Here is a 24,350-nt window from a genome sequence, read left to right as displayed (position 1 = left end):
CAGCTTCCGGCATCATCGCCAAGCGGTGTTCGCCACGCTCCTGACAGAGCCCGACAGGAGCCGCTCGCTTCAGCCTCGGATGGCCCTGCCGGCCTGCTGCAGCAGCTCGAACGCCGCGAAGCGCTTCGCGTGCCAGCCGGCCAGCGTAGCGTCGGGATGATAGACCTCGCCGAGTTCCGACATGCCGGCCATTGCCGCCGCCACATCCTTGTAGGTCCCGGCGGCGACGGCGCCCAGCATCGCCGAGCCGAGCAGCACCGGTTCCGGCGAAGTCGACGCCACCACCACCATGCCTGTCGTGTCGGCAAGCAGCTGGCGCACCAGCGGACTTTGCCCGGCGCCGCCACTGATGACGATGGTGTCGACGGCAATGCCTTTGTCATGCTCGGCCCGCACGATCTGGCGCGCGCCATAGCCCAGCCCGCAGACCCCGGCGACATAGAGCCCGACCAGGCTGTCGAGGCTGGTGTCGAGATCGAGCCCGGCGATCAGCGCGCGTGCGTCCGGGTCGGCGAAAGGCGCGCGGTTGCCAAGGAATTCCGGCACGACATGGATGCCGCCGACCAAGGCCGGCGTCGCCGCTGCCCCGTTGCGGCTCTGCGCCTGCAGCGACAGCCAGGCGCTGAGGCTGAGCCCCTCGGCCTGCGCCTTGGCGGTCGCTTCGCCGGCCGCCGGATGCATGCGCACTAGATGGTCGATGGCCGCACCCGCCGCAGATTGGCCGCCCTCGTTCAGCCACAGGCCCGGCACCATGGCCGAGAAATACGGACCCCAGACGCCGTCGACGAAGGCCGGCTCGGCGGTCGACGACATGGTGCAGGCTGAGGTGCCGAAGACATAGGCCATGCGCGACAGAACGCTGCCGAACGCGCCGCGCGCGCCGACCGTACCGACGCCGCCGGCATGCGCGTCGATCAGCCCCGCCGCCACGGCCGTGCCGGGGCGCAGGCCCAGATCCGATGCCGCCTGCGCGGTCAGTCCGCCGCCGAGCGCGGCACCCGCCGGCACGATCTGCGTGCCGATGCGCGCGAACCCCTCGTCGGCCAGGCTCCCTAGTCCGATGGTGCGGAAATAGGCCTCGTCCCAGCGGCTTTCATGCGCCAGATAGGTCCATTTGCAAGTCACCGTGCAGACCGAGCGGGCAAGGCTGCCGGTCGCGCGCCAGGTGAGGAAATCGGCGAGGTCCATGAACTGCCAGGCGGCGTTGAACGTGTCGGGCAGGTTTTCGGCCAGCCAAAGGAGTTTCGGCGTTTCCATTTCCGGCGAGATGACGCCGCCGACATAGTTCAGCACCGCCTCGCCGCTGCGGTTGATGCGGCGCGTCTGCTCGACCGCGCGGTGATCCATCCAGACGATGATGTTGCGTTCCGAATTGCCGGACTTGCTTACCGGCAGCGGCACGCCGCCCTCGCCCAGCACCACCAGCGAACAAGTGGCGTCGAACCCGATGCCGGCGATGGCCTCAGCTGCCACGCCCGATTGAGCGACCGCTTCCCGCGTGGCCGCGCACACCGCCCGCCAGATGTCGTTGCTCGACTGCTCGACAATGTCGCCGGCCTCGCGCCAGACCTCGATGTCCCGCTTGGCCGAGGCGAGCAAGGTGCCGGTGTGGTCGAACACCCCGGCCCGCGCGCTGCCGGTGCCGACATCGATGCCGAGATAATGGGGCATGAGGAACCTCCGGTTCAGGGAATAGGGGATAGGCAGTAGGCAGTAAGCGATTAGTTAGTAGGATAGGACGCGCGAAGCACTTTTGAGCGGGGCCTGTAAGACTGTGTCTACATCTTCCTATTGCCTATTGCCTATTGCCTATTCCCCATTGCCTACTGCCTCACAAATCATTGCTCTGCGGCAAAATCACCAAATCCCGGATCGTCACGTTGCGCGGGCGGGTCAGCATGAACATCACCGCTTCGGCCACTTCGCGCGGCTGCATCAGGCCGCCGGCGGCGAGTTCCTCTTCGAGCTTGGCCTTCGGCCAGTCGTCGACCAGCGCCGTCACCACCGGACCCGGCGCCACCGCACCGACGCGCAGGCCGTGCTTGGCGACCTGGCGGCGCACCGTGTGGACGAAGGCCTGCACCGCGTGCTTGGAAGCCGTGTAGATCGGCTCCCAGACCACCGGGACCAGACCGGCGATCGAACTGGTGACGATGATGTCGCCGGTCTTGCGTTCGATCATGTGCGGCAGCACCGCCTGGATCGAGCGGAAGCAGGCATTGATGTTGAGGTTGAGCATCCGGTCCCAGGCGTCGGGATCGCCGGTCGCTACCTCGCCGCCGACATAGGCGCCGGCATTGGCATGGAAGATGTCGAGCTGGCCGGCTTTCTCCAGAATCTGCGGCATCATGGTGGCGACGCTTGCCGGCTGCATCAGGTCGATCACCAACGGGATCGCCTTCGAACCGAGCTCGGCGCACAGTTTGTTCAGCGTCGCCTCGGCACGGTCGACCAGCACCACTGTGGCGCCGGCCGCCAGCATGTGCCTGGCGCATTCGAGGCCGATGCCTGATGCCGCGCCGGTGACGGCGGCAACTTTTCCGGACAGTTCTTCGCTCATGTCTTGCTTCCTGTTGATGGGTTCAGGCCCGGCCATGCGAGACACGCGAGCGGCGTGCCAGCGAGTCGACGATGACCGCGATGGCAAGCACGGCGCCGGTGATCATGTACCGAAGCGACGAGGACAGATCGAGCAGCGTCAGGCCGCTGGCGATCGACTGGATGACGATGATGCCGAGCAGTGCCGAATAGGCGCTGCCGCGGCCGCCGAACAGGCTGGTGCCGCCAATGACCGCCGCCGCGATGGCGTTGAGGTTCACGTCGCCGGTGCCGGCCTGCTGGCTGGCCGAGGCAAGGCGGGCCGCCGACAGCACGCCGCCGAAAGCGGCCAGCATCGAGCACAGCACGAAGGCGCTCGAATAGATCAGTCGCACATTGATGCCGGCGCGCCTCGCCGCCTCGCGGTTGCCGCCAACCGCCGACATCGAGCGGCCCCATTTGGTCCGCGTCAGCGCGTAATGCATTGATATGACCAGGCCGACGAACAGGCCGAACATCCACGGAATGCCGCGCGCCTGGTTGAGATAGAAGACGATGAGTTCGAGGATGACCGTGATCACCACCGCGCGCGTGACGAGCCCGCCGGTCGACGGCGCCGACAGATTGGCGGCGCGGCGGCGCGCGACGGTGCGCAGGCCGGTGACCAGCATGACGATGCCGGGCACGGCCGCCAGAGCGAACGAAACAAACTTCGGCATCATCAGCAGCTGGCCGAAATTCACCAGGTTCGAGCCATAGGGCAGATTGATCGAGCCGGTCGAGCCGAGGATATAGAGCTGCAGGCCGAGCACCGCCAGCAGGCCGGCAAGCGTCGAAACGAAACTCGGCATGCCGAGCCGATTGAACAGCAGCGCATAGAGCGCGCCGATGAAGCCGCCGACGGCCACAGCGGCGAGGATGGCGAGCGCCACCGGCCAGCCCTGATTGACCCACAGCGTGCCGACCATCGCCGAGGCAAAGCCGCTGATCGAACCGACCGACAGGTCGATCTCGCCGACCATCAAAACGCAGACGATGCCGAGCGCAATGACGCCGACGGTGGAGCAATCGAACAGCAGATTGACCAGATTGCTGCTCGACAGGAAGATCGGATTGATGCTGGCGAACACCGTCCAGATGATGACCAGCCCGACGATCACCGGCAGCGAACCGAGATCGCCGGAGCGGACCCGATCGAAGAACCTGCGGATGGCGCCGCCGATTCCCGCCTCATGCTTGACGCGCACATCGGCGCGGTCGAGCTGCGGCGGCACGGAGGCGGCCTGTTCGGCTTCACGGCTCATGGGCGTGGCTCCTGGGTTTGCTCGTGCCTGGCCTGTCTGCGCTCGGCGCGCCGCGACACCGAATTGTTCGACGCGCCGGTGATGGCGCTGACCAGTTCCTGGTTCGAGGCGTCGGGCGAGAAGATGCCGTTGTTTCGGCCAAGCCGCAGCACGACGATGCGGTCGGCGACGGCGCGCACGTCTTCCATATTGTGGCTGATGATGACGACGCCGAGGCCGCGGTCGCGCACGCGCTCGATCAGGTTGAGCACTTCCGCCGTCTGTGCCACGCCAAGTGCGGCCGTCGGCTCGTCGAGCAGGATGAGCTTGGGTTCGAGCAGCAGCGAGCGGGCGATCGCCACCGTCTGGCGCTGGCCGCCCGACAGCGAAGCGACCACTTCGCGAACGCTTGGGATGCGCGCCGATAGCTCGTTGAGCAGCGTCCAGGCGCGCACCTCCATCGCCACCTCGTCCAGGCGCAGCGGGCTGAGCTCACGGCCGAGGAAGATGTTGGCGACGATGTCGAGGTTTTCGCACAGCGCCAAATCCTGGAACACGGTGGCGATGCCGAGCGTCAAAGCCGCGCTTGGATCTGCAAGCGTCACCTGCTTGCCGCGATAATTAATGGTGCCCGAACTCGGCTGATGCACGCCGGCCAGGATCTTGACCAGCGTCGACTTGCCGGCGCCATTGTCGCCGACCAGCGCCACCACCTCGCCGGCATGGACATCGAGATCGATGTCGGTGAGCGCCGACACGGCGCCGAAATTCTTCGAAACGCCACGCAGGCTGAGCACCAGCTCGCCTGCCGGAATCGGTTCGTCCGCGGTATCGATCATGCCTGGAAGCCTTTCAAAACCGGTTCATGGATTGAGCGCTGTCTGGCCACCGCGTGGGCGGCCAGACAGCGGAGCGGGCAAGGGTCGCGGTCAGTTCCCGATGCCCAGCTTCTTGCAGCCCTCCGCGTAACGATCGACGCAGAGCTCGGCCGCGGTGTTGATCTTCTTGTCGATGATCTCGGCCTTCAGGTTTTCCTGCGTCACCACGGCCGGCGTGAACAGCTGCGAGGGCGTGTCGTACAGCGTCATCTCGGCCTTCGGCGTTTCGCCCGAAAGCAGCTTGATGGCGATGTTGGCGGCGGCCGCCGCCACGATCTCGCTCGGCTTGGAGATGGTGTTGTACTGGTCGCCGGCGATGATCAGCTGCAGTGCCGCGATCGTCGCGTCATTGCCGGTCACCGGCGGCACCGGATCGACGCCGGCCGCCTTGAAGGCGGCGATGGCGCCGCCACCGGTGCCGTCATTGGCGGCGACGACGCCGAGGATTTTTGGTCCGAAGCGGGTGATCTGGCCTCCGGCCCATTGCTGCGCCTTCGGCGGCGCCCATTCCGGCGTGTCGTATTCGGCCAGGATCTTGTAGCCGCTGTTGTCGAGGCCGGCATGGATGCCCTTCTTGATCAGGCCGGCCGCCGCGTCGGTCGGCGAGCCGTTGATCTGCAGCACGCCGCCGCTGGCCGGATCGACCTTCAGCGCCTTCAGGTGCTCGACCAGCGAATCGGCGATGGCCTTGCCGATGCCTTCATTGTTGAACGACACATAGAAATCGGCCGGCGCGGTCGGGATCGGCCGGTCATAGGCGATGACCTTGATGCCCTGGCTCTGCGCCAGCTTGACCAGCGAGGCGGCGGCGGTCGAGTCGACCGGGTCGAGCACGATCGCCTTGGCGCCCTGCGAGATCACCGAGTTGAACTGCTGCTGCTGGCGCGAGGCGTCGGCATCGGCATTCTGGTAGAGCACCTTGCAGCCCGGGCACAGCTTCTTCATCTCGGCAGCGAAGCCGGGATAATCATGCTGCTCGTAGCGGGTCGAGGCCTGGTCGGGCATCAGGAAGGCGACGGTGGCGTCGGTAACTTCGGCGGCCCTGGCGATCGCGGCGGTGCCGGCCAGCAGCGACAGCGCAAGGGCTGCCACGCCGGCGGACTTGCCAGCAGACTTCAATGAAGATGAAAGTTTGGTCATTCGGTCTTCTCCGTTTCTGATATGGTTGTAAGAAGGTCGTTGACTGCTTTGGTCTGAAGACACCCATCCGCCCTCGCCCAAACTGCATTGGGAACCGGGACCCGGCGCCGGCCTTTCGAGCCGCGCCGACAACCTCCGCCTACGGAGGAATTCGAGACAAGCGTTCTCTATCGCGAACCGCTCCACGCGGCTCACGTCGTCATGCAAAAGAAAAATCCTCCCTTGGTTCCTCCCTGGCTCCTCCGTTAAGCGGCTTTGCCCGCGTTGATGTTGTCGGCCAGCAGGCGCCTGAAGCGCGAGGGCGGCATGCCCTTCTCCGCCAGGAACTGCCGGTTGAAATTGGACAGATTGTTGAAGCCGACCTCGTAGCAGATGTCGGTGATCGAGGCCTGCTCGTCGCTCATCAGGATCTGGCAGGCGAGATTGATGCGCAGCCGTTTGACATACTGCACCAGCGACATGCCGGTGTGACGGCGAAACGAGCGCGAGAAGGCGCCGGTCGACTGGCCGGCGATGGCGGCGAGATCCGCCTCGTCGAACAGCTGCGTCAGGTTTTCCCTGATATAGGCGAGCGCCTTGTTCATGCCGGCGGTCATGTAGCCGGAGGGATCGGGCCGGTAGCTGGCGCTGGCCAAAAGCTGGAATTCCTGGGCGCGGCTGAGCAGGCCGGCGATCATCATGAACAGCTCGATGCGGCGCACGCCTTGCGCCTGCATCATCTCTTCCATCAGCGGCGCCAGCGCCTTGCTGGTGCGGCTGGAAAACAGCACGCCGCGCCGCGACGCTTCGAGCAGGTGCCCCAGCCCCGCCAGCTCCGGCAGCACATGCATGGCATCGCCGATGAAACTTTCGGAAAATTGGATGATGCGGCCGCGCAGCGGGATCGAGCTGTCCCTGGGGATGTCGCTGACCCAGTTGTGCGGCAGGTTCGGCCCGGTCAGCACCAGATTGCCCGGCTCGAACTCGCCGATGAAATCGCCGACGAAATAGCGTCCGTTGGTGAAGATCACCTGATGCAGTTCATATTCGGGATGGAAGTGCCAACGCACCGTGTGGAAGGGGTAGCCATGCGACCACGCCTTGAAGGACTCACCGCGTCGTATCTGGACTACTTCCAGGTCCGGTTCCATGTCCGTTTCCTCCCAGGCCAGCACGGATATTTGCCGCGTTCGGCCCAATTCCCTAAACCGGCCGAATTGGTTTCGGCTCTGCATTTCAAGAGCCAAGGTACCGGCTCATGACAACAGGCGCCACCACGATTCAAGACAACGGATGATACTTTTTTAACCGGGAGGCGGCGCTCAGAGGCGTTATTCGGGCAGAACAGGTCAGTCTTGCTGACACGTTCGCTCAATTGACCGACGACGATGCCGCCCGCCCGGGAAGGAATTCCGGCGTCTCCGTGTTCGCCTGGCTTATCTCAAGAACATGGTCTGCAAGCGCTGTTGAAGCGCCGCATCCGTCAGTTCACCTCGTGCACAGCACCACCGGCCGCCGTCGCGAGCGGCGTAACCATATCAGGCACCAGTATGTCGTGGCGGCGCGCGAAGCTGATCAGCGTGGCCCGCACCGTCTCCGGATCGATCTCGCCGACGATGCCCGCCTTGCAAGCGTTGAGCGCGACGGCATGGGCGCCGTTGCGGCCGGCGCTCGGCCAGTCCTGCAGCAGTGCATAGGCTTCCATCACGCTGTCGATCTTCCTCGGAAAGCCCATTCCGACCAGAAGTGTGACCGGTTCCTCAAATTGCCCGCGATTCATGGCTTGTGCCTCCTCTCGATTGTTCAGGGCCTGCAGCGGACCGAACACCGGGCAGCACGGCCCGCCGCGGATAGGTGAATGGACTGGCCGATTTCCGTTCAGCCGCTGCCGGCGGATACCTCGGATGTTGCCGACACTTGCTGTGCTGCGAGGAACATCAGTGCCGACGCCGCGGTTCGCCGATTCCAGCCGGCGGCTTCAGCCATGTCGAGCAGCCCTGCCAGCAGCGGCTTCAGCACGTTCCTGCATTCTGTTTCATAGGCCAGGAATTCCTTCGCTTGGTGCGTAGGAGCCGGTACGGATTCGATGCCAGCCATTGCGTCCATCTTTACCTCCACTCTCTCTCGACTGACGCCCGCTCCCCGCCAGGGAAGCGGGCGGATTGGCCGCGACCTCAAAAGTCCATGCCGGCGCCGGCGGGCATTGCCGGGGCGGCGGCTTCCTTCTTCGGCTTCTCGGCCACCATCGCCTCCGTGGTCACCAGCAGGCCTGCGACCGATGCCGCGTCCTGGAGAGCGGTGCGCACCACCTTGGCCGGGTCGATGACGCCCTGGCCGTAGAGATCGCCGAATTCGTTGGTCTGGGCGTTCCAGCCCCAGCCGAATTCGGTTTTCTCGCGCAGTTTGCCGACGATGATCGAGCCTTCGGCGCCGGCATTCTCGGCGATCTGCCGGACCGGCGTTTCGATGGCACGGCGCACGATGTCGACGCCAGTCTTCTGGTCCGCATTGTCGGTCTGCACGGCATCGAGCGCCTTTGCTGCCCGCAGCAACGCGACGCCGCCGCCGGGCAGCACGCCCTCCTCGACGGCCGCGCGGGTCGCATGCAGCGCATCGTCGACGCGGTCCTTACGCTCCTTGACCTCGACCTCGGTCGAGCCGCCGACCCGGATCACCGCAACGCCGCCAGCGAGCTTGGCCAGCCGCTCCTGCAGCTTCTCGCGGTCGTAGTCGGAGGTGGTCTCCTCGATCTGCGCCTTGATCTGTGCGACACGGCCCTGGATCTCTTCCTTGCGGCCGACACCGTCGACGATGGTGGTGTTTTCCTTCTCGATCACCACCTTCTTGGCGCGGCCCAGCATCTGCAGCGTCACATTATCCAGCTTGATGCCGAGATCTTCCGAGATCGCGGTGCCGCCGGTGAGAATGGCGATGTCTTCCAGCATGGCCTTGCGGCGGTCGCCGAAGCCTGGCGCCTTGACAGCCGCGACCTTGAGGCCGCCCCGCAGCTTGTTGACGACCAGCGTGGCAAGCGCCTCGCCTTCCACATCCTCGGCGATAATTAGGAGCGGCTTGCCCGACTGCACCACGGCTTCGAGCACGGGCAGCATCGCTTGCAGATTGGAGAGCTTCTTCTCGTGGATCAGCACAAAAGGCTCGTCGAGTTCGACGCGCATCTTGTCCTGGTTGGTGACGAAATAGGGCGAGAGATAGCCGCGGTCGAACTGCATACCTTCCACGACTTCCAGTTCGGTCTCGGCGGTCTTGGCCTCTTCCACCGTAATGACGCCTTCATTGCCGACCTTCTCCATCGCCTCGGCGAGGAAACGGCCGATCTCGGCATCGCCATTGGCGGAGATTGTGCCGACCTGCGCGATCTCGTCGTTTCGGGTGACCTTGCGGGCATTGGTCTTCAGCTCGGCGACCACCGCGTCGACCGCCTTGTCGATGCCGCGCTTCAGATCCATCGGGTTCATGCCCGAGGCAACCGCCTTGGCCCCTTCCCTGACGATCGCCTGTGCAAGCACGGTTGCGGTCGTCGTGCCGTCGCCGGCAAGGTCGTTTGTCTTGGAGGCCACCTCGCGCACCATCTGGGCGCCCATATTCTCGAACTTGTCCTCCAGTTCGATCTCCTTGGCGACGGTAACGCCATCCTTGGTGATGCGCGGCGCGCCGAACGACTTGTCGATGACGACATTGCGCCCCTTGGGACCGAGCGTCACCTTCACCGCATTGGCAAGGATGTCGACGCCGCGCAGCATCTTCTCGCGCGCTTCGGTATGGAATTTCACTTCTTTGGCAGCCATTGGATCACTCCTCTATCTAGGCAGCATTCGTTGACTGGTTGGATACGAAAGAAGCCGTCAGGCGGCCTTCTTCACTTCGGCGATCTTATCGATGACACCCATCACGTCGCTTTCCTTCATGATGAGCAGGTCCTCGCCGTCGAGTTTGATTTCGGTGCCGGACCATTTGCCGAACAGGATGCGGTCGCCGACCTTGACATCGAGTTCGACAAGCTTGCCGCTGTCGTCGCGCGCGCCGGGACCGACGGCGAGCACTTCGCCTTCCTGCGGTTTTTCTTTTGCGGTATCGGGGATGATGATGCCGCCGGAGGTCTTCTCCTCGGCTTCAAGGCGGCGGACCAGAATACGGTCATGCAATGGACGGAACGCCATGTCGTTCTCCTCGTGGACAAACAGGTTTTTGAGGTTCCTCCGCACCGAACCGGCAATATCGGACCGGTGCGGAACGCCGGGACCCTTCGTCAGGCATCGCGGCGCATATCGAGCTAGTTTTGCCGTTTTCCGATTTCAAGAGACCGGCGAAAAAATTTTTACATTCGACCAGAAAGGGCGCCAACGCACTGTTATGGCGCGGCTATTTTCGGAACCCCCGAGCTTCTCGTGGCGTTGTTCGAAGACGGACCGACAGACCGATCGTCCCGGCCCGGCATCGGGCGGGTTCAATACAAATGTCGCAGGCTGGATGCCTGAACGGAGAGAGAAGGAGAAAGATATGGCCGATACGGTCAGCAGCGAATTCCGCCTGCAAATGGAAGGTTATGGCCTGACGACGGCCGAAATCCACTATCACCTGCCCGATCATCCGAGCCTGCTTCAGCTCTATGTCTGGCAGGACTATGATCTCGCTCCGGCCTTCCCCGAACTCAAGGGCTTTCTCCAATATTGGGAGCGCGAACTCGACGGTCCGCTGCACTCGGTCCGCGTTGCTCATCACCGGCTCATCCAGCCTTCGGAATGGCGGGCCGTCGAGGGCATCATCACGGTCCACTAGGGTCTTTGCGACGGCCTCCGCTCCTGCTTCGCCTGGAGCGGCGGCGTTAGGGCAGGCTCTCGCCGGCCTCACGCAGCGACAGCCAACAGCCTCCCCTCCAAAATTTCCAATTTCCATGTTGTAAAACGATCGTGCCGCGCTAGCCTGAAACCAGATGCGATGCGGGGAAGAGGAATGGAGCTTCAACTCAATGGCAAGGTGGCGCTGGTCACCGGCTCGACGCAAGGCATTGGCCGCGCCATCGCCGAGACCTTGGCGCGTTCCGGCGCCGGCGGCCTGCTCGTCACCGGGCGTGATAAGGCCCGCGGCGATGCGGTGGCGGCGGAGCTTTCGCAGCTTGGCACACCAACGCTCTTCGTCGCCACCGACCTCGCCGACCCGGCCGCCCCTGCCCTTTTGGCGCAAGCGTGCATCGAGCGCTTCGGCCGCATCGATGCGCTGGTCAACGCCGCAGGGCTGACCGACCGGGCCTCGTTCCTCGATGCCGATCTCGACGGCTGGGCCTCGCTGTTCGCCGTTAACGCGCGGGCGCCGTTCTTCCTCATGCAGGCGGCCATCGCCGACATGAAGAAGCGCGGTCAGGGCGGCGCCATCGTCAACATCCTGTCGATCAACGCCCATTGCGGCTCGCCGGAGCTCGCCGTCTATTCCGCCAGCAAGGGCGCGCTGGCCACGCTGACCAAGAACGCCGCCAACGCCCATCGCTTCGATCGCATCCGCGTCAACGGCATCAATGTCGGCTGGACCGACACGCCGGCCGAACGTGCCATGCAGGCCGACACGCTGTGCAACGGGCCGGGCTGGCTCGATGCCGCGAACGCCTCGCAACCCTTCGGCCGCCTGTTCTCGACGAGCGATATCGCCAACCTCGCCGTCTTCCTGCTCTCGGATGCTGCCGGGCCGATGACCGGCACGCTCGTCGACCAGGAACAGTGGGTGATCGGGGCGAACCGGTGAGCGCCATCGAAACGCATGCGCCCTGCATGACGCATTTCGGCGTCGGCGCTTTCACCGTTGCCCTCAGAAGTTGGTCGATGACGGTGACTGAAAACGCCTATCGCCCCATTCGCTCAAAGCACCCGCGCCGCCTCACAGCGCCAGGCTCCCCTGCTCCACCTCCTCGGCATTCGGATCTCCCGGTGCGGTGGCCCAGGCCAATTCGACCAGCGTCACGGTGCGCCGGCCTGTCCCGTCGAGTTGGCAGACGATGAGCCCCTGCTCCTCGATATAGGTCAAGAGGCGCCGGGCGCGGCGCAGCGAGTGCGAGCCGTAGGCGCGGGCGATCGCGGCGTCGCTCGGGCACGGCCAGCCCTCTTTCGCCGCACGGGCGATCATCATGAACACGCCCTGCATGTCATCGGGCAGCAGCGACGCGCGGACAGAAACGTCCCGCCACGCGTCATCCTGCGTCGTCTCGGAACCAAGACCGGCACGGGCGCGCGTCAGCATGCGGCGGAACTCCGGCAGGTCCGGCACAACCGAGGCGAGGCCTTCTATGCGGCAGCGGACCACGAATTCCTGATAGAGCACGCCGATCACGCGAAAACCGGCGTCGGGTTGCGCCAGGATGGCGCGCAACACACGGTCGACGCGCTCGCGGCGCTCGGCCAGATCCTCCGCGCTGATTTGCGGCTCCGCCGGCTCGGGACGCATTTCCAGTGCCGCCGATTTGGCCGCCATCAGCTGGTCGAGCAGGTCCGGCGACGCCGGACGGCGCGGCGTGCGCACCGTCTCGGGGGGCGGCGCCGCCAGGATGATCGCGCGTGCGTCTTCCAGCGCGGATTCCGGCATTGCCATGAGCCGCGGCGTGCCGTTGCGCGGGCTGGTGTCGGTCGGGCCGATGCGCAGCCCCAGCGGACGGCGCGACAGCGCCGGACCGAGCGCCATGAACTGCCCGCGTTCCAGATCGCGGAACGCTTCCGCCTGGCGCCGTTCCATGCCCAGAAGATCGGCGGCACGCGCCATGTCGATATCGAGGAAGGTGCGGCCCATGAGAAAATTGGACGCCTCGGCTGCGACGTTCTTGGCGAGCTTGGCCAGCCGCTGGGTGGCAATGATGCCGGCCAGCCCGCGCTTGCGGCCACGACACATCAAATTGGTCATGGCGCCGAGCGAGAGCTTTCGCGCTTCGTCCGACACCTCTCCGGCCACCGCCGGCGCGAACAGCTGCGCCTCATCCACCACCACAAGCATCGGGTACCAGTGGTCACGGGCGACCTCGAACAGCCCGCCGAGGAAGGCGGCGGCACGCCGCATCTGGTTCTCGGCGTCGAGCCCTTCGAGATTGAGCACGGTGGAGACGCGATGCATGCGCGCCCGCTCACCAGCCGCCTGCAGGCCGCGCTCGGTATGCTGCTCGGCATCGATCACCAGATGGCCGTAATGATCGCCCAGCGAGACGAAGTCGCCCTCGGGATCGATGATGGTCTGCTGTACCCAGGGCGCGCTCTGCTCCAGCAGGCGCCGCAGCAGATGCGACTTGCCGGAGCCTGAATTGCCCTGCACCAAAAGGCGCGTCGCGAGCAGTTCCTCAAGATCCAGCTTCGCCGGGGCGCCTGCGGTCGTCTGTCCCATCTCGATCGCAACGGTCATCTCGACTCAGGCGCTCCTTCGCAGACGGGCTTATCAACTGGGTCACAGCCCGTCGAGCGCGCATGACCGCCTGCGGCGTGTTGCGCACAACTGTGCAGGCACCGTCTGCAGGGTCATCAGCCGATGCCTGACTGAAACTTTGGGTTGACCCCTTCGGACCACGAGGCGACACTCCACCCAACGCTAGGAGTACGAGGAGAAAAGCGATGGACGAGCCCGAACGGTGGCGCCACATGTCGACGGCGCCGAAGGATGGCAGCCGCATCCTGGTCACTGTGCGTCCGTCCGAACAGGGGCCGGCGGAAGTCGACCTTGCCTATTGGTCGCGTGCCGACCAGTTCGCCTCGGAAGGCTGGCGCGCGTCGGACTCCTCGCCGGGGCGCGTTATCGAATACGCTGACCCGGAACTGAAGTGCTGGATGCCGCTGCCGACGGCCAACCTCAGCCGCGCGTCGATGCCGGCGCCGTGGGAAGGCGAAGACGCCCAGCAGCTGGATGGGTCCGGGATTTAAGAGCGCGGAGAGGCCGGAGATTGGCAACTCCACGGTCGGCGTCTCTAACCTGCTCCTCTCAGAACAGGAACGCGGCCGTGGCGGGGTTGGGCCCGTTGCGGCCTTCGGGCGAATCCATGCCGCGGATCGTCTGCAGGTCCTGCGCATCCAGTTCGAAATCGAAGACATCGAAATTGGCGGCGATGCGATCCCTGCGGATCGACTTTGGAATGACGATCAGCCCCTCCTGGAGATGCCAGCGGATGATCGTCTGGGCGACGGACTTGCCATGTTTTTTGGCGATGTCTGCAATGGTCGGATCGCCGAGCAGCCGGCCGCTGCCCAACGGGCTCCAGCTTTCGATACGGATGTCGTGCTTGGTGTGAAAGTCCCTGACACCGCGTTGCTGGAACTGGGGATGCAGCTCGATCTGGTTGACGACGGGCGTCACGCCGGTTTCCGCGATGATCCGCTCCAGATGGTCCGGGTTGAAATTCGAAACGCCGATCGACTTGATGCGGCCGGCCTGCCGGAGTTCGACCAGCGTCTTCCAGGCCTCGACATACTTGTCTTGGCTGGGCACAGGCCAGTGGATCAGGAACAGGTCGATCTGCTCAATGCCGAGCTTGGCCATGGTGTCATCGAAGGCGCGTAGCGCCGCATCGCGCTGGTGTGCGCCGTTGCGCAGTTTCGAGGTGATGAACAGCTCAGCCCGCGACACGCCGGCGCTGCGGATCGCCTTTCCGACCCCTTCCTCGTTCTGGTAGCCTTCGGCGGTGTCGATCAGGCGATAGCCGGCCTCGATGCCCCAACCCACCACCTCGGCGGTAATATCCTGGTCGACCTGCCACACGCCAAGGCCGAGTTGGGGAATGGCGGAGCCGTCGTTCAATGCGATCTGTTCGGGCATGGGGGATCCTTTGCAAAGCGGGTCCGGGCGTTCTGCCCGGTGCACAGGCTATCTAGGTCCGACAGGGTGCGACGACCACCCGACAGCGGACAAATTGCCGTGTGAAGTGCGCCTGCAGCCGTTATCTCGGCGTCAGCCGCAATCTCATCGCGGCCGGCGCACCGCCCGCACCACACCGGCCGAAGTGCTGCCGCAATAGAGGCGGTCGCCGCCATCGGATTCCAGCCCCGACACGCCCATGCCCGCCGGCATGTCGAGCTTCTCGAGAACCTTGCCTGATCGCGGGTCGACGCGGCGCAGGTCGCTCTGCTCGCCTTCCCAGGTGGCGTGCCATAGCTCGCCCTCGACCCATGTCACCCCGGTGACGAAACGGTTGGATTCGATGGTGCGCAGGATCGCCCCCGTCTCCGGGTCGATCTGATGGATCTTGCGCTCGCGGTATTGCCCCACCCACAGCGTCCCTTCGGCCCAGGTCAGCCCGGAGTCGGCGCCACCGCCGGGCGCCGGGATGGTGGCCAGCACCTGGCCGGTATCGGGGTCGATCTTCTGTATCAGGTCGTTGGCAAGCTGGAAGAAATGCTGGCCGTCATAAGCGGTCCCGGCATGTGCCGCGACATCGATCGAGCGCAGCGCCTGCCCGCTTTCCGGATCGAAGGCGTTCAGCCTCTCGCCCGAGGCAAACCAGACGTTGTTACCGTCAAAGCTCACCCCATGCACCCTCTCCACATCGGCAAAGGGTCCGTATTCGCGCAGGATTTCGGCTTCTGAATGTTTCATGTCTTTATCCTCACGAGATGATCTGATGTGCCTTACTAACCACTCGGCAGCGGGGCCGGGAGTAACAAGGTGGTCGTGAATCCCGCCACCGGCGGCGTCATCCAGCGGCGCGCCCGGCCGTGACCGAAAAACTGCACCTTGCCGGCCTCGCCGAGCTGCTCCAGCGCCCGCTGCACGCTGCGCTGGCCGGTACCGAGCGCCAGTGCCAGCGCCGAACTCGCCCAGGATTCACCATCGGCAAGGAAGGCCAGCACTGCCGCGTGCCGCTCCTCGATCGGCCGGGCCAGCACCAGCACCTCGCGTGCGTGGCGCGGCGCCAGCGCGAAGCCCTGCCTGGTCGCGCCGATGTCGGCCAGCCCGCGCAATTCGGCGCGCAGCCGGCCGATCTCGACCCGCAGCCGCGCCCGGTGCGATTCATCGGCGTGCCTGCCGCCGAAGGCTTCAGCGATCAGCCTCGCCCTCGACACATCGCCTGGCCACGCTTCGGCGAGCGTACGGGCCAGCGCAAACAGCACCGGGCGCGTTGCCAGCGAGACCGTTTTCTCCTGTTGGCGCACGACGTAGCGAAAGCTATCGACCAGCAGCGCCGGCGACGCCTGCAACGCCTCGACGTCCTCAAGCAGCAACGGGCGCTGATTGCCAGCCGCGATCAGCCGCGCCGCCGGCGTGTCCAGCGCCAGGAATGCGCGATCGACTTCAGCGATGAGCCCCGCAATGCCGGCCTGGCGGGCGGCGTGGCGTGCCCACTCCAACGCCCTGCGCGCCGGCTTCGTCTTGAGGCGCCGCATCGCGATGCCGGCGACGGCAAGCTCGTGGGCGGCGCGCGAGGCCGGTGGAAGCGGCATCGGATCGAGCCCGGCCAGCACGTCTTCGGCCTCGTCGAGACGGCCGATCAATAGCAGGCGGCGCACCTTGAGGTGGCCGGCATGCGCTGCGTTCAGCCGGTCGCCATGCTTTTCCAGCGTCGTCCACGCCGCATCCAAAGCCTTGGCCGGCCAGCCGAGGTCACGCGAAACCAGCGCGATCTCGGCCTCGGCGACGACGCATCTGGCGCGCGCCACCGCCTCTTTGGGGCCGAAGCCACGCGCGGCACGCCGCAGCAGCGCCTTGGCGCGGTCAAGATCGCCGAGCTGCGCCATCGCAATGCCGCGCAGCGCCAGCGCCGGCGCATCCTCACGCAAGGCAACGCGGTCCAGCGCGCCAAGCGGATCACCTGCCGCCAACGCCAGTCCAGCCGCGGTGATCAGCGAGTCCATTCAAATCCCGTCACACTTGTAACTCCCACCCCCAGTGCTCAGCGCCCTAACTTAAGTCATGGCCGCCAACCAGCAAGCCGTATCGGCAGCGGCACAACAAGGGAGAACCACGCGATGAACGACACTGTCGGGGGCACCGAGCGGATGCGCCACCCCTGCTGCGGCGGGCCGGCTCTTTCAAATCCCGTCACACTTGTAACTCCCACCCCCGCGATTGACCGCCCTATTCTAGCTCACGGCAAGCAACCACACGTCGCAACAGCGCGACAACAGACTGGCAAAGGAGACGACCAATGACCAAGCACATCGCAATGAAGACCCCGCCGATCGTTTCGCAGCAGGACTGGGAAGCCGCCCGCGAACAGATGCTGGTGAAGGAAAAGGCAACGCTGCGCGCCAAGGACGCATTGGCCGCCGAGCGCCGGCGCATGCCCTGGATGGAAGTGGACAAGGCCTATGTGTTCGAGGGGCCGAACGGCAAAGCGAGCCTGCTCGATCTGTTCGAAGGCCGCCGCCAGTTGATCGTCTATCGCGCCTTCTTCGAGCCCGGCGTGCATGGCTGGCCCGATCACGCGTGCCGCGGCTGTTCCCTTGGCGCCGACCAGGTCGGCCACCTCGCCCATCTCAATGCCCGCGACACCACGCTTGCCTACGCTTCACGTGCCCCGCAGGCCGACATTGCGCGGCTGAAGCAGCGGATGGGCTGGGAGATGCCGTGGTACACAATCACCGACAGTTTCGACAAGGACTTCGGCGTCGACGAATGGCACGGCCACAACGTCTTCATCCGTGACGGCGACCGCATCTTCCGCACCTACTTGATCAACAGCCGCGGCGACGAGGCGATGGGCACCGTCTGGAGCTATCTCGACGCGACGCCGCTCGGCCGCCAGGAAATTTGGGAGGATTCGCCCGAAGGCTATCCGCAGACCCCGCTCTACTCCTGGTGGAACTGGCACGACAATTACGACGCCGGGGCCGACAAGAAATGGGAAGAAGTGTCTGCTGCCGGCGAGGCTGCATTCCGCGACAAGGGCGAGCAGTAACGGTTGTCCAGCCTGGGTTCCTCTCCCCGCTCCGTGAGGAGAGGAACCAGTCGTGGCTGGCATAATCATCAGGGATCAAGACCATGAGCGATATCCACACAGGTGCCGGCAGCGCGATCCCGGAAGCCACCACCCTCGGGCTGGCCGACTGGCTTTGCCTTGCCGCGGCACCGACCTTCGCCGTGATGGCGCTGCTCACCTGCATCTTCAGCGGCGATGCGGCCATGCAGTGCATGGGCACCAACGCCTCGCCGCTCACGGGCATGGCCGCGATGTATCTGCTGATGAGCGCATTCCATCTGGCGCCCTGGCTGCGGGTGATTTCCGGCAGGCAGGTCCGCTAGGCGCAGCGCGCCGTTCCAATTCCAAACACCCCACACATCGGAGAAGACAATGAGACTGGTCAGGCTGAGAGCGCCGGGCGGCTTGGGCAATCTCGGCCTGGTCGAGGAAGATCCGCCCCAGCCAGGGCCGGGCGAGGTGCTGGTCAGGATCCGGGCCTGCGCCTTGAACATGCGCGACGACTTTGCCGTGCAAGGCAAGATGCCTCTCGCCGACGGCCGCGTTCCGCTCTCCGACGGCGCCGGCGAGGTGATTGCCCTTGGCGACGGTGTCGATGCACTCAAGCCCGGAGACAGCGTCGTCAGCGTCTTCTATCCCTGGTGGCTGGGCGGCGACATGACGCCCTCGACCCGGCGCGATATTCCGGGAGACAGTTTCGACGGCTTCGCCAGCGAGTATGTCTGCATGCCGGCGCACGCTTTCACCAGGGCACCGGCAGGTTATACGCATGTCGAGGCGGCGTCGCTCCCCTGCACCGGCGTTACTGCCTGGCGCGGCCTGGTTGTGTGCGGCAAGGTGAAGCCGGGCGACGCGGTGCTGGTCCTCGGTTCGGGCAGCGTATCGCTGTTCGCGCTGCAATTCGCCAAAGCCGCCGGCGCCCGGGTCATCGCCACCTCATCCGACGAGCAGAAGCTGGAGCGGCTCAAGCGCCTCGGAGCCGACGCCATCATCAACTACAAGTCCGTCCCGGACTGGGGCCGCAAGGCCAGGGATTTGACCGACGGACGCGGCGTCGATCACGTGATCGAGGTCGGCGGACCCGCCACGCTGGCGCAGTCCATTGCGGCCTGCAGAACGGGCGGGCATATCGCGCTGGTCGGCGTCCTGACCGGCTTTGCGGCGGAAGTGTCTATCCCCGCCCTGTTTTCCAACCAGATCCGCATCAGCGGCATTTCCATCGGCAGCCGGGTCGACCAGGAGGATATGATCCGCGCGATAGAGTCCAACAGGCTGAAACCCGTCATAGACCGCCACTTTCCGCTGCAGGACATCGCCACCGCCTTCGCGCACTACGAAACCCAAAAGCATTTCGGCAAGGTCTGCCTTGAAGTTTGAGCGCTCTCCACCAGCAGCCGTCGGGTCCGTGCCTTCGTCGTGATTCTGCCTAGGTCGCGATGTCGTTGACCGGCAGCAGGGGCTTGGGAAGGTCGGCCTCACCGAGCCCGCTGCGCAACTCGATCTCGATGTCGCGGCATATCTGCGAGATCGGAACGTCGTTGGCGTTGCCCTCGAATGGGTTGGCGCTGCTTTCGCCGACCTGGTCGAGGGACATGTATGCCCAGCCCAGCAGCGTGCTGAACGGGATCGTCAGCCAGATTGCGATCGACCCGAGTACATCGGTCCCCTCAAATCGACAGGTCTGGTTTTGCACGGCCGGAATCTGGTGTCCTCATTGTGCCTTTGCAGCCCCGAACCGCAACCCGTCCATCAACAACTTGACCAGCCGGCGCGAGCGGTCACGCCATTCGGGGGTGTCGGGCGCTGAATAGATGCCGCCCAGCGCGTGCAGCACGTCGGAAGCGTCGACGTCGCCGCGGATGGTGCCGTCGGCCACCGCCGCCTCGACCAGCTGTCGCAAGGCTTGCGACACCCGGCCGAACGTGTCGGAAAACAGCGTCGAATTGGTGGTGAGCACAATGCGCAGGCTGGTCGCCAGGCCGCGCTTGGTGGCGATGTAGTCGACGAAGCGCTGCATCCACTGTTCCAGCGCGACATCGGACGGATGTTTTTGGGCAAGCTCGCCGGCGGCCGCGCACAGCGCCTCCACCTCGCGGCGATAGACCACCTCGACCAGATGCTCGCGCGTCGGGAAATGCCGGTAGAGCGTGCCGATGCCGACGCCGGCGCGGCGCGCGATCTCCTCCAGCGAGCCATCGATGCCGCGCTCGGCAAAGACTGACACCGCCACCTCGACCAGCCGGTCGCGGTTGCGCCGCGCATCGGCGCGCAGCGGCTTTGCGTCTACGGCCTCGGCCTTCTGTTCAGCAATGGCGCACGGCTCGCTGGCCAATTTTTTCTCCACATCGTGTCAGGGGGGCTTGAACCCGGCCGGGTCAGCCACCACGTAATAAACGGAGGCGCCTCCGTTTTAGTGGAGCACCTTTATCATATAATCAGGGGAACCGGTATGTCACGTCTTTCGAACACGCAAGCCGACATCTCCCTGCCCGCCTGCCTCGCGGGAGACCCGCTGCCATCTCCGCTTTCGCCGTCAAGACCTGACCGAACGGTTACCTTGCCCTTCTGCGGCAAGGCACCAGTTCAATCCCATCCGCGTCAAGCAACTGGAGCCAGACGCCCATGACCAGCCTTCCCATCACCCTCACCATCAACGGACACAAACACGAACTGGAGGTCGATCCACGCGTAACCCTGCTCGACCTGCTGCGCGAGCGGCTCGATCTCACGGGCACCAAGAAGGGCTGCGATCGCGGCCAGTGCGGCGCCTGCACGGTGCTGGTCGACGGCAAGCGCATCAACTCGTGCCTGGCGCTGGCGGTCAGCCATGACGGCGCCCAAGTCTTGACCATCGAAGGCGTCGCCCACGGCGAGGAGCTGCATCCTGTGCAGGCCGCCTTCATCGCCCATGACGGCTTCCAGTGCGGGTTCTGCACGCCCGGCCAGATCATGAGCACGCTCGGCCTGATCGCCGAGGGACAGGCCGGCGACGATCCCGAACGCATCCGCGAGGGGCTGAGCGGCAACATATGCCGCTGCGCGGCCTATGGCGGCATCGTCGAGGCCGTCCTGGAAGCCCAGCAACAGCTTGTCAAAGCCGACCGGAGGACCGCGGCATGAGAGACTTCGACTACATCAGGCCCGCCACCATCCCCGACGCCATCGCCGCGGCAGCCGAGCCGGGCTCGGCCTATCTCGCCGGCGGCACCAATCTGCTCGACCTGATGAAAGGCGGCATCACCAGTCCCGAGCGTATCGTCGACATTTCCCGGTTGCCGGAGCTCAACCGCATCGAACGGCTGGACGATGGTGGCCTGCGCATCGGTGCGCTGGTCCGTAATGCCGACCTTGCCTACGATCCGGCGTTCGCCAAATCCTATCCGGCGGTGGCCGAGGCGCTGCTGTCGGGCGCTTCGGCTCAGCTTCGCAACGCCGCGACCGTCGGCGGCAATCTGTTGCAGCGCACGCGCTGCAGCTATTTCTACGACACCGCCAGCGCCTGCAACAGGCGCGAGCCTGGCGCCGGCTGCGACGCGCTGGAAGGCGAGAACCGCCTGCACGCCGTGCTCGGCTGGAGCGATGCCTGCATCGCCACCCATCCGTCGGACTTCTGCGTGCCGCTGGTGGCGCTCGATGCGGTGGTCGAGATCGAGGGCAAGAAGGGCCGGCGCCATGTGACGCTGGAGGAATTCCACCGGCTTCCCGGCGAAACGCCGCAACGGGAGAATGCGCTGGAGCCCGGCGACCTGATCGTGGCAGTGCGCCTGCCGGCGGAGGCGGCCTCCTTCTCCGCCAATGCCCGTTACCTGAAAGTCCGCGAACGCACCTCTTATGCTTTTGCCGTCGTATCGGCCGCGGCAGCGCTCGTCGTCGATGACGGCAAGATCCGCGCCGCAAGGCTGGCGCTGGGCGGCGTCGCGGCCAAGCCGTGGCGGGCACGAACGGCGGAAGCCGTCCTGCTTGGCGCGGACGCCAACGAGGTGAACTTCGCCAGCGCGGCGGAGGCCGCCCTGGCCGATGCCAGCCCATCCGGCGACAATGCGTTCAAGATCGAGCTTGCCCGACGCATCGTGGTCAGGGCGCTGATGTCTGCCCAGGCGGGAACGCCCGAGCGGCTGCCTGCCCTTCCTGCCTCCCCGTTCTCGAACATTCCCGGAGCGCGCCATGACGCTTGAACTCAGCCTCAACCAGCAACCCGCCCATGCCCGGCAGGGCTCCAGCATCGGCCAGCCGCTGACACGTCGCGACGGCTTTCTGAAAGTCACCGGAGCCGCGCGCTATGCCGCCGACAACCATCCGCCCGGCATGCTTTACGCCGTGCTCGCTGTCTCTAGCATCGCGCGCGGCCGCGTTGCCGCGCTGGATATCGAGGCGGCCAAGGCGCACCAGGGCGTGGTCGAGGTGATGACGCCCAAGAACCGGCCGGCGCTCGCCGCCGATCCGGATGCCAAGGACCATCCCTTCATGTTCCGGCTCGACCTGCTGCAAAACGATCAGGTCCGCTACCCCAACCAGAGCATCGCCGTGGTGATCGCCGAGACGCTGGAGGCGGCGACCGAGGGGGCGGCGCTGCTGTCGCCGCGTTATGAAGTGCTGCCGGCGCGCGTTGGCCTCGACGGCGCTGAAAGCTTCGTGCCGCGCGGTGTCGGCGTCGGCGGTCCGGCGGTGCAGCACAAGGGCGATGTCGAGGCCGGCCTCAAATCCGCAAAGACGCGGATCGAAGCCACCTACGAGACGCCGGCCCAGTACCACAACGCCATGGAGCCGCATGCGATCGTCGTCGCCTGGGATGGCGACACATTGTCGATCGACACACCGAGTCAGGGCCTTGCCATGGCGCAGGGCCGCATCGCCGGCCTGTTCGGCATCGCGCCGGAAAACGTCCACATCCGGAGCCCGTTCCTGGGTGGCGGCTTTGGCTCGAAAGGCATGATCTCCGGGCCGCAGGTGCTCGGCATTCTGGCGGCGCGCCTCGTCGGCCGTCCGGTCAAGCTGGTGCTGCGGCGTGAGCAGATGTACGGCCCGGTCGGCCACCGTGCGCCGACGCGCCAGACGCTGCGCATGGGCATGGATGGCGAAGGGCAGCTGACGGCACTCGACCATCACGCCAAGACTGCGTCGAGCACGTTCGACGATTTCTTCGAACCGGCGGCGGATGCCTCGCACACGCTCTATGCCAGCCCGGCCATCGCCACCTCGCACGATGCGGTGCGGTTGGACACCGGTACGCCGCTGTTCATGCGGGCGCCCGGCGAAGCCACCGGCTCGATCGCACTCGAAAGCGCCATCGATGAGGCGGCACACGCTTGCGGCATGGACCCGCTGGAGTTCCGGCTGCGGAACTATGCCGAGGTCGAGCCGATGACCGGCAAGCCGTTTTCCTCCAAGGCGCTGCGCGAGTGCTACAGGCAAGCGGCCGAGACGTTCGGCTGGGCGAGCCGCCCGCTTCAGCCTCGGCTGATGCGCGACGCCGACGGTTTCCTCACCGGCTGGGGCATGGGCACGGCGACCTTTCCAGCGCTCATGTTCCAGGCCGAAGCGCGTGCGGTGCTGAGGGCCGATGGCAGCGGCCTGATGGAGACCGGCGCGCAGGACATGGGGCAAGGCGCCTGGACCGCCTTCGCCCAGATCGCGGCCGACGGACTGGGACTGGATATCGACCAGGTCGATTTCAGGGCCGGCAGTTCCGACCTGCCCAATGCAGGCATTGCCGGCGGCTCCGGCCACACGGCGACGGCCGGCATGGCGATCCACAATGCGGGTGCCGCCGTCATCGCCAGGCTTGCCGATCTCGCCACCGGCAACGAGGCCTCGCCGCTGTTCGGCGCCGGCAATGAAGGCGTGCTGGCGCGCGGCGGCCACCTCTATCGGCGCGACGATGAAAGCCGCGGTGAAAGCTATGCCGAGATCCTCAAGCGCGCGGGCCTCACCGAGATCGAGGGCCATGGCAAAGGCGCTCCCGACCCGGCATCCCAGGAGACCTATGCCAAGCACGCGCACGGCGCCGTGTTTGCCGAGGTGAAGGTCGATCCGGATTTCGGCCAGATCCGCGTCACAAGGCTGGTCGGCGCGTTCGCCGCCGGGCGGATCATCAATCCCAGGCTGGTGCGCAGCCAGTATTATGGCGGCATGATCTGGGGCGTCTCGTTCGCGCTGAATGAGGAAGCCATCACCGACCGGCGCTCGGGCCGGATCCAGAATGCCAACCTCGCCGAATATCATGTCCCGGTGAATGCCGACGTTCCGTCGGTCGAGGCGCTGCTGGTCCACGAGGACGACCCTCATGTCAACGCGCTCGGCATCAAGGGCGTTGGCGAAATCGGCATCACCGGCACGGCCGGCGCCGTCGCCAATGCAGTCTGGCATGCGACCGGCGTGCGGCCGCGGCGCTTTCCGATCCGCATCGAGGACCTGCTGGGGTGAGGAGTGGTCCGCGTAGCGGACGGGAAGCCAATTGCTTGGCTCCCGTCCGACGAACGGTGAAAGCCCGGTCTGCCTTCGGGCGGATCAAAAGGTCCAGTGGACCTTTTTAAGGGGCTGAACGCCCGAAGGACAGGGAGCGGCAGCGAAGGGCCGCACAGCCGGCGCGAGGTCCCGCCGGCCAACATGAGTCAACCGACTTCGCGTCAAGCACTGGAGCCA

The 24,350-nt window shown here is 65.5% G+C and carries 25 protein-coding genes; 9 read left to right on the top strand and 16 right to left on the bottom strand.

Going from position 1 to position 24,350, the window contains the following annotated elements; all coding sequences use genetic code 11:
* Positions 1-69: 69 nt before the first annotated feature.
* The 10 genes from NKJ00_RS16045 to groES form a co-directional block, all read right to left on the bottom strand.
* On the bottom strand, positions 70-1,671 hold the full coding sequence (locus NKJ00_RS16045) for an FGGY-family carbohydrate kinase (protein ID WP_352554548.1): 1,602 nt from the start codon (positions 1,669-1,671) through the stop codon (positions 70-72).
* Between the two features lie 160 nt (positions 1,672-1,831).
* Positions 1,832-2,560 carry an SDR family oxidoreductase gene (locus tag NKJ00_RS16040; RefSeq protein ID WP_031214035.1) on the bottom strand — a complete coding sequence of 243 codons (729 nt, stop codon included), beginning with the start codon at positions 2,558-2,560 and terminating at the stop codon, positions 1,832-1,834.
* Positions 2,561-2,582: 22 nt separating this feature from the next.
* Positions 2,583-3,842, bottom strand: a complete 1,260-nt coding sequence (locus NKJ00_RS16035) for a sugar ABC transporter permease (protein WP_023814427.1) — start codon at positions 3,840-3,842, stop codon at positions 2,583-2,585.
* Positions 3,839-4,660, bottom strand: a complete 822-nt coding sequence (locus NKJ00_RS16030; protein WP_352630358.1) for an ATP-binding cassette domain-containing protein — start codon at positions 4,658-4,660, stop codon at positions 3,839-3,841. Before NKJ00_RS16030 ends, NKJ00_RS16035 begins: the two co-directional genes overlap by 4 nt.
* A 90-nt stretch (positions 4,661-4,750) precedes the next feature.
* Positions 4,751-5,839, bottom strand: a complete 1,089-nt coding sequence (locus NKJ00_RS16025; protein WP_127270010.1) for an ABC transporter substrate-binding protein — start codon at positions 5,837-5,839, stop codon at positions 4,751-4,753.
* Positions 5,840-6,084: 245 nt separating this feature from the next.
* The gene (locus NKJ00_RS16020; protein ID WP_031214037.1) at positions 6,085-6,969 is read right to left on the bottom strand and encodes an AraC family transcriptional regulator; all 885 of its coding nucleotides are present in this window, start codon (positions 6,967-6,969) and stop codon (positions 6,085-6,087) included.
* Between the two features lie 332 nt (positions 6,970-7,301).
* The gene (locus NKJ00_RS16015; protein WP_031214038.1) at positions 7,302-7,598 is read right to left on the bottom strand and encodes a DUF982 domain-containing protein; all 297 of its coding nucleotides are present in this window, start codon (positions 7,596-7,598) and stop codon (positions 7,302-7,304) included.
* Positions 7,599-7,696: 98 nt separating this feature from the next.
* Positions 7,697-7,915 (bottom strand): hypothetical protein, encoded by a 219-nt coding sequence (locus NKJ00_RS16010; protein WP_023814433.1) that lies wholly within the window; start codon positions 7,913-7,915, stop codon positions 7,697-7,699.
* Positions 7,916-7,992: 77 nt separating this feature from the next.
* Positions 7,993-9,624 (bottom strand): chaperonin GroEL, encoded by a 1,632-nt coding sequence (gene groL / locus NKJ00_RS16005; protein WP_023814434.1) that lies wholly within the window; start codon positions 9,622-9,624, stop codon positions 7,993-7,995.
* Between the two features lie 57 nt (positions 9,625-9,681).
* Complete coding sequence (groES, locus tag NKJ00_RS16000) at positions 9,682-9,996, bottom strand: co-chaperone GroES (RefSeq protein ID WP_352441792.1); 315 nt, start codon at positions 9,994-9,996, stop codon at positions 9,682-9,684.
* 340 nt (positions 9,997-10,336) lie between these two features.
* Here groES and NKJ00_RS15995 point away from each other — a divergent pair, with 340 nt between their 5' ends.
* Positions 10,337-10,615: an usg protein gene (locus NKJ00_RS15995; protein ID WP_127809820.1), complete on the top strand. Its 279-nt coding sequence runs from the start codon at positions 10,337-10,339 to the stop codon at positions 10,613-10,615.
* Positions 10,616-10,789: 174 nt separating this feature from the next.
* Positions 10,790-11,572, top strand: coding sequence for an SDR family oxidoreductase (locus NKJ00_RS15990; protein WP_352630355.1), 783 nt, complete (start codon positions 10,790-10,792; stop codon positions 11,570-11,572).
* Positions 11,573-11,704: 132 nt separating this feature from the next.
* Here the strand turns inward: NKJ00_RS15990 and NKJ00_RS15985 are convergent, their stop codons facing one another.
* Positions 11,705-13,207, bottom strand: coding sequence for a helicase HerA domain-containing protein (locus NKJ00_RS15985; protein ID WP_352554553.1), 1,503 nt, complete (start codon positions 13,205-13,207; stop codon positions 11,705-11,707).
* Positions 13,208-13,413: 206 nt separating this feature from the next.
* Between NKJ00_RS15985 and NKJ00_RS15980 the strand changes: the two genes are divergently transcribed.
* Complete coding sequence (locus NKJ00_RS15980; protein WP_013530714.1) at positions 13,414-13,719, top strand: hypothetical protein; 306 nt, start codon at positions 13,414-13,416, stop codon at positions 13,717-13,719.
* Between the two features lie 58 nt (positions 13,720-13,777).
* Here the strand turns inward: NKJ00_RS15980 and NKJ00_RS15975 are convergent, their stop codons facing one another.
* From NKJ00_RS15975 to NKJ00_RS15965, 3 genes are all read right to left on the bottom strand, one after another.
* A complete protein-coding gene (locus NKJ00_RS15975; protein WP_127297075.1) occupies positions 13,778-14,608 on the bottom strand; it encodes an aldo/keto reductase in 831 nt (276 codons plus the stop codon).
* 144 nt (positions 14,609-14,752) lie between these two features.
* On the bottom strand, positions 14,753-15,385 hold the full coding sequence (locus NKJ00_RS15970) for a Vgb family protein (protein WP_352441793.1): 633 nt from the start codon (positions 15,383-15,385) through the stop codon (positions 14,753-14,755).
* 35 nt (positions 15,386-15,420) lie between these two features.
* Positions 15,421-16,641 (bottom strand): helix-turn-helix domain-containing protein, encoded by a 1,221-nt coding sequence (locus tag NKJ00_RS15965; protein WP_352630351.1) that lies wholly within the window; start codon positions 16,639-16,641, stop codon positions 15,421-15,423.
* 293 nt (positions 16,642-16,934) lie between these two features.
* Between NKJ00_RS15965 and NKJ00_RS15960 the strand changes: the two genes are divergently transcribed.
* The 3 genes from NKJ00_RS15960 to NKJ00_RS15950 all read left to right on the top strand — a co-directional run bounded on the left by NKJ00_RS15960 (position 16,935) and on the right by NKJ00_RS15950 (position 19,085).
* Positions 16,935-17,687: a DUF899 domain-containing protein gene (locus NKJ00_RS15960; protein ID WP_128305763.1), complete on the top strand. Its 753-nt coding sequence runs from the start codon at positions 16,935-16,937 to the stop codon at positions 17,685-17,687.
* An 83-nt stretch (positions 17,688-17,770) separates the two neighbouring features.
* Positions 17,771-18,031, top strand: coding sequence for a hypothetical protein (locus NKJ00_RS15955; RefSeq protein WP_128305764.1), 261 nt, complete (start codon positions 17,771-17,773; stop codon positions 18,029-18,031).
* A 49-nt stretch (positions 18,032-18,080) separates the two neighbouring features.
* Positions 18,081-19,085 (top strand): zinc-dependent alcohol dehydrogenase family protein, encoded by a 1,005-nt coding sequence (locus NKJ00_RS15950; protein ID WP_352630349.1) that lies wholly within the window; start codon positions 18,081-18,083, stop codon positions 19,083-19,085.
* Positions 19,086-19,134: 49 nt separating this feature from the next.
* On the opposite strand, the gene NKJ00_RS15945 is transcribed toward NKJ00_RS15950, so the two are convergent.
* Both NKJ00_RS15945 and NKJ00_RS15940 read right to left on the bottom strand, forming a co-directional pair.
* On the bottom strand, positions 19,135-19,401 hold the full coding sequence (locus NKJ00_RS15945; RefSeq protein ID WP_352630347.1) for a bestrophin family protein: 267 nt from the start codon (positions 19,399-19,401) through the stop codon (positions 19,135-19,137).
* Between the two features lie 18 nt (positions 19,402-19,419).
* Complete coding sequence (locus tag NKJ00_RS15940; protein ID WP_352630345.1) at positions 19,420-20,040, bottom strand: TetR/AcrR family transcriptional regulator; 621 nt, start codon at positions 20,038-20,040, stop codon at positions 19,420-19,422.
* A gap of 290 nt (positions 20,041-20,330) precedes the next feature.
* Between NKJ00_RS15940 and NKJ00_RS15935 the strand changes: the two genes are divergently transcribed.
* The 3 genes from NKJ00_RS15935 to NKJ00_RS15925 are packed head-to-tail and all read left to right on the top strand — an operon-like array spanning position 20,331 to position 24,131.
* Positions 20,331-20,828, top strand: a complete 498-nt coding sequence (locus NKJ00_RS15935; RefSeq protein ID WP_023814339.1) for a (2Fe-2S)-binding protein — start codon at positions 20,331-20,333, stop codon at positions 20,826-20,828.
* Positions 20,825-21,883, top strand: coding sequence for an FAD binding domain-containing protein (locus NKJ00_RS15930; RefSeq protein WP_352554559.1), 1,059 nt, complete (start codon positions 20,825-20,827; stop codon positions 21,881-21,883). Before NKJ00_RS15935 ends, NKJ00_RS15930 begins: the two co-directional genes overlap by 4 nt.
* Entirely contained in the window at positions 21,873-24,131 is a 2,259-nt protein-coding gene (locus NKJ00_RS15925) for a xanthine dehydrogenase family protein molybdopterin-binding subunit (protein ID WP_352630343.1), read from the top strand. The genes NKJ00_RS15930 and NKJ00_RS15925 overlap by 11 nt, the downstream gene beginning before the upstream one ends.
* Positions 24,132-24,350: the final 219 nt, after the last annotated feature.

Source organism: Mesorhizobium sp. M0227, from assembly GCF_040321855.1.
Lineage (GTDB): Bacteria > Pseudomonadota > Alphaproteobacteria > Rhizobiales > Rhizobiaceae > Mesorhizobium.
This window is presented reverse-complemented; position numbering and strand designations above follow the sequence as displayed.

Bases quoted from the DNA above. Each gene is read 5' to 3' on its own strand.
- NKJ00_RS16010 (WP_023814433.1), bottom strand. From the start codon at position 7,915: ATGGCTGGCATCGAATCCGTACCGGCTCCTACGCACCAAGCGAAGGAA.
- NKJ00_RS15970 (WP_352441793.1), bottom strand. From the start codon at position 15,385: ATGAAACATTCAGAAGCCGAAATCCTGCGCGAATACGGACCCTTTGCC.
- NKJ00_RS15975 (WP_127297075.1), bottom strand. From the start codon at position 14,608: ATGCCCGAACAGATCGCATTGAACGACGGCTCCGCCATTCCCCAACTC.
- NKJ00_RS15930 (WP_352554559.1), top strand. From the start codon at position 20,825: ATGAGAGACTTCGACTACATCAGGCCCGCCACCATCCCCGACGCCATC.
- NKJ00_RS15950 (WP_352630349.1), top strand. From the start codon at position 18,081: ATGAGACTGGTCAGGCTGAGAGCGCCGGGCGGCTTGGGCAATCTCGGC.
- NKJ00_RS15960 (WP_128305763.1), top strand. From the start codon at position 16,935: ATGACCAAGCACATCGCAATGAAGACCCCGCCGATCGTTTCGCAGCAG.
- NKJ00_RS16040 (WP_031214035.1), bottom strand. From the start codon at position 2,560: ATGAGCGAAGAACTGTCCGGAAAAGTTGCCGCCGTCACCGGCGCGGCA.
- NKJ00_RS16020 (WP_031214037.1), bottom strand. From the start codon at position 6,969: ATGGAACCGGACCTGGAAGTAGTCCAGATACGACGCGGTGAGTCCTTC.
- NKJ00_RS15980 (WP_013530714.1), top strand. From the start codon at position 13,414: ATGGACGAGCCCGAACGGTGGCGCCACATGTCGACGGCGCCGAAGGAT.
- NKJ00_RS15925 (WP_352630343.1), top strand. From the start codon at position 21,873: ATGACGCTTGAACTCAGCCTCAACCAGCAACCCGCCCATGCCCGGCAG.
- NKJ00_RS15985 (WP_352554553.1), bottom strand. From the start codon at position 13,207: ATGACCGTTGCGATCGAGATGGGACAGACGACCGCAGGCGCCCCGGCG.
- NKJ00_RS15990 (WP_352630355.1), top strand. From the start codon at position 10,790: ATGGAGCTTCAACTCAATGGCAAGGTGGCGCTGGTCACCGGCTCGACG.
- NKJ00_RS15995 (WP_127809820.1), top strand. From the start codon at position 10,337: ATGGCCGATACGGTCAGCAGCGAATTCCGCCTGCAAATGGAAGGTTAT.
- groL (WP_023814434.1), bottom strand. From the start codon at position 9,624: ATGGCTGCCAAAGAAGTGAAATTCCATACCGAAGCGCGCGAGAAGATG.
- NKJ00_RS16045 (WP_352554548.1), bottom strand. From the start codon at position 1,671: ATGCCCCATTATCTCGGCATCGATGTCGGCACCGGCAGCGCGCGGGCC.
- NKJ00_RS16030 (WP_352630358.1), bottom strand. From the start codon at position 4,660: ATGATCGATACCGCGGACGAACCGATTCCGGCAGGCGAGCTGGTGCTC.
- groES (WP_352441792.1), bottom strand. From the start codon at position 9,996: ATGGCGTTCCGTCCATTGCATGACCGTATTCTGGTCCGCCGCCTTGAA.
- NKJ00_RS16015 (WP_031214038.1), bottom strand. From the start codon at position 7,598: ATGAATCGCGGGCAATTTGAGGAACCGGTCACACTTCTGGTCGGAATG.
- NKJ00_RS16035 (WP_023814427.1), bottom strand. From the start codon at position 3,842: ATGAGCCGTGAAGCCGAACAGGCCGCCTCCGTGCCGCCGCAGCTCGAC.
- NKJ00_RS15935 (WP_023814339.1), top strand. From the start codon at position 20,331: ATGACCAGCCTTCCCATCACCCTCACCATCAACGGACACAAACACGAA.
- NKJ00_RS15965 (WP_352630351.1), bottom strand. From the start codon at position 16,641: ATGGACTCGCTGATCACCGCGGCTGGACTGGCGTTGGCGGCAGGTGAT.
- NKJ00_RS15955 (WP_128305764.1), top strand. From the start codon at position 17,771: ATGAGCGATATCCACACAGGTGCCGGCAGCGCGATCCCGGAAGCCACC.
- NKJ00_RS16025 (WP_127270010.1), bottom strand. From the start codon at position 5,839: ATGACCAAACTTTCATCTTCATTGAAGTCTGCTGGCAAGTCCGCCGGC.